The following is a 3,536-nucleotide window of genomic DNA, read 5'->3' on the forward strand; positions in this document are numbered from 1 at the left end:
GCTATCGAACCCCTACTCGCACTTGACGATCGGGATGGGGTCGTACTTCACCGTCCGCGTGTGCCGCGACACCTGCGCGCCGGACTTGGCGTCGGTGATCACCCTGGTGTCGGAGATGGTGAAGCCGGGCGCGCCCTCGGAGGCGATGCAGTCCTTGCCCTTGGGCAGCACGACCTCGTTGGGTTCGGTCGGCTTCGACTTCTCACCCGTAATCGATTCCACGTTCACCGTTTTGGTGCCCCACAGCCGCACGGTGATCTCGGAGCCGGTGGCGACCGCCTGGATGTAGACACCGGTCGTGCCGGTATTGCGGAACGCCAGGTCGATCGCACCGTCGAACACCGTCGCCTCGCGCGCGGCCGGGTAGCGCGAGATGTAGTAGCTGTGCTCGGTGTGTCCGCCGTCTTCCATCCCGGCGAAGTACGCCGCGTTGTAGAGCGTGGTGGCGAACTGGCTGATGCCGCCGCCGACCGCGGTGCTCGGCCTGCCCTTGTCGATGATGCCGGACTCCACATAGCCCTCCGCCGCGGTGCGCGGGCCGGTGAACTCGTTGAGCGAGAACGTATCTCCCGGCTTGACCACCGCACCGTCGACCTTGGCGGCGACCGTGCGGATATTCACCCCGGAGGGGCCGCTGAAGCCGCCGGTGGTGAACTGGCCGATCGTCTCGTTGACCCCGAGCGCGTTCGCGGCCTCGGTGGTGAGCTTGGGCTCGATGCGCTGATACACCACCGGGCTGGTGCGCGGGCCCGGCTGCGTGAGCAGGGTGGGCAGCTTCTCCAGCGTCTTGGGCCAGTCCACCTTCTCGCCGACCACGGCGGGCACCACGGTCGGTTTGCCCGCGCCGACGGTGAAGGTGGCGTCCTTGGGTTCCACCTCGGACTTCGCCAATTGTGGTGCGAGCAAGGCGATGACGGCGTCGTTGTTGAACTGGGGTGCCAGCCCGCCGTTGCCGTCCGGCACGAAACCGAGCACGTCGGCGATCTGGCCGCCGGTCAACGTGGCCTGAACATCCTTGCCGGACACAGTGATCGGTGACGCGACGGCCGGTGTGGCGATGTCGCGCACCGCCGCCTGCACGGCGTCGGCGCGCACGGCGACCGGCGCGGCCACCACGGGCAGATCCAGTTGGCTGGTCGCCGCCCAGCGGTCGGTGATCGTGGTGCGCGCGGCCTCGGTGTCGAGCACCCGGCCCGGCACCGGCGCGACCGCGACCGGCCTGCCGTTCTCGAACCGCACCGTACCTTCGACAGTCGGATTGTCGTGGACGCGGAAGCTCTCGAGCTGTGAGTCGAGGGCCGCGGTGTCGACGGTGCTCGACACCGGAACCTCGCGGGTGCCGAAGAGTGAGATCAGTCGGCTCACCGGGTTCAGCGGCTGGCTGCCGACGGCGTCCCAGGTGCGGTCGTAGTCCACCGACAGACCGGCTGTGGCGGGCACCATGCTGGCCTGCACATCGCCGATCCGCACGGGTAGGGGTCGCTCGGCCTTGGGCCCGAGTTCGGTGTGCAGCAGCGCGTCGGCTTCGGCCTGGTCCATCCCGCCGATGTCGATACCGGCGACGACGACGCCGCGCGCCACCTCACCCGTGCTCAACGCGAGGTCGGCCAGGTAGGCGGCGGTCCCGACGGCCAGCACGGCGCCGACCGCGATCCCGATCCGCTTGACCAGCTGCTGGTTGCCCGGCGGGGCAGGCGGGGGTGGGCCCGCCGGGCCGGGGGTGGGTGACCAGCGATCGCGGGTCACGGTGTTCAAGGGCTGCGTAAGGGCGGTGGTGTCCGGATCGAAAGTGCGATTTGATTCGAGCAGCTTGCGTAATCCGACCTCGCCCCTTCGGTCGGCCGGTTGTCCGGCGGTCGACTCGCTGGGCACGGAGGTCCTTCCGTTAGGTTGGCCCCGAATGTTTGCGGGGTCCGGCCCGAGGGTAACGCGCTTCGGCGCGCTCGGCAGCTCGGCAACCGGGTGGGGGCAGCAGAAAGGCTCCGCGTAGTTGCCGGGTCGGGGGTCTGGCAACTACACGGAGCCGATCTGTTTATCGGGGCTCGGAGCGGGGCGTTACAGCCCATTCGGAACAATTTCGGCGCGCGGGCCGACGCCGCCAGGACCGACGACCCGGCGGCGCGAGACAATCGGGGTGAGACTCGACACCACGGACCGGACGAACGAGGAGAACTGATGCAGCTGGGAATGATCGGCCTCGGCCGGATGGGTGCCAACATCGTGCGCCGGATCGTGCGCGACGGGCATACCGCCGTCGGCTACGAGCGTCACCCAGGGCCGATCGCCGAGATGGAGTCCGAGCTCGGCGGCAAGTTCCGCGGCACGACCGACCTGGCCGAGTTCATCGGCATGCTCGAGGTGCCCCGCGTGGTGTGGGTGATGATTCCCGCCGGTGCCACCGGCAAGGTGATCGAGGACGTCGCCGAGCTGCTCGAGCCGGGCGACATCATCATCGACGGCGGCAACAGCCGCTACCACGAGGACATCAAGCGCGCGAAGGCATTGGAGCCCAAGGGTATTCACTACCTGGACATCGGCACCTCGGGCGGCGTGTTCGGCCTACAGCGCGGCTATTGCCTGATGATCGGCGGAAACGCGGCCCAGGTCGACTACCTGGAGCCGCTGCTGGCGACCATCGCCCCCGGCTACGAGTCGGCCCCGCGCACCCCTGGCCGCACCGGTGAGCCGTCGCAGGCCGAGAAGGGCTACCTGCTGTGCGGTCCGCACGGCGCGGGTCACTTCGTGAAGATGGTGCACAACGGCATCGAATACGGCGCGATGGGCGCCTACGCCGAGGGTCTCAACATCCTGAAGCACGCCAACGCGGGCTCGGAGTACCTGCACGGTGAGCACTCCGCCGAGGAGACGCCGATGGAACACCCCGAGTACTACATGTACGACCTGGACATCCCGGCCATCACCGAGGTGTGGCGTCGCGGCTCGGTGGTGGCCTCCTGGCTCCTCGATCTCACCGCGTCGGCCCTGGTCAGCGACCCCGACCTGGACTCCTACAGCGGCCGCGTCTCCGACTCCGGCGAAGGTCGCTGGACCATCGACGCCGCCATCGACACCGCGGTCCCCGTCCCGGTCCTCTCCGCCGCCCTCTACCAGCGCTTCTCCTCCCGCGGCCAGGCCCTCTACGCCGACAAGATGCTCTCGGCCATGCGAAAGGCGTTCGGCGGCCACAATGAGCTGCCGCAGAAGTAGCCAGACGCGTATATCCCGAAAGGCGTTCGGCGGCCACAATGAGCTGCCGCAGAAGTAGCCCCCTAGACGCCCGCAACCGGCCTTTCGTCGCCAGACGGAGGCCGGTTGTCGCGTTTCCGGGTCGATTCGAGTGGATCGAAATCCTCGGATGCTACCCGCGCCGGAGAGTAAAACAACGATGTTCCACAAAATAAGAACACGTTCTTCTTTTCCAGGACAAGCGTCCAGTCGGACCTATACCTTGTGGTCAGAGGGGGGAAAGCCCACCTGATGAGGAATTCGCCCCGGTCGTCTCGCCCGGGGCTTTGGAGGAAAAGCATGTTCCGGAC

Annotated in this window: 2 protein-coding genes; one reads left to right on the forward strand and one right to left on the reverse strand. The window is 67.8% G+C overall.

Annotation, left to right across the window (positions count from 1 at the left end):
• Positions 1–12: 12 nt before the first annotated feature.
• A complete protein-coding gene (locus tag ACFWF3_RS28650; protein ID WP_379316613.1) occupies positions 13–1,872 on the reverse strand; it encodes a VanW family protein in 1,860 nt (619 codons plus the stop codon).
• 303 nt (positions 1,873–2,175) lie between these two features.
• On the opposite strand from ACFWF3_RS28650, the gene gnd reads away from it, so the two are divergent.
• Positions 2,176–3,207, forward strand: coding sequence for a phosphogluconate dehydrogenase (NAD(+)-dependent, decarboxylating) (gene gnd / locus ACFWF3_RS28655; protein WP_378653866.1), 1,032 nt, complete (start codon positions 2,176–2,178; stop codon positions 3,205–3,207).
• Positions 3,208–3,536 lie beyond the last annotated feature (329 nt).

The sequence above is a fragment of the Nocardia sp. NPDC060220 genome, from assembly GCF_042727815.1.
Lineage (GTDB): Bacteria > Actinomycetota > Actinomycetes > Mycobacteriales > Mycobacteriaceae > Nocardia.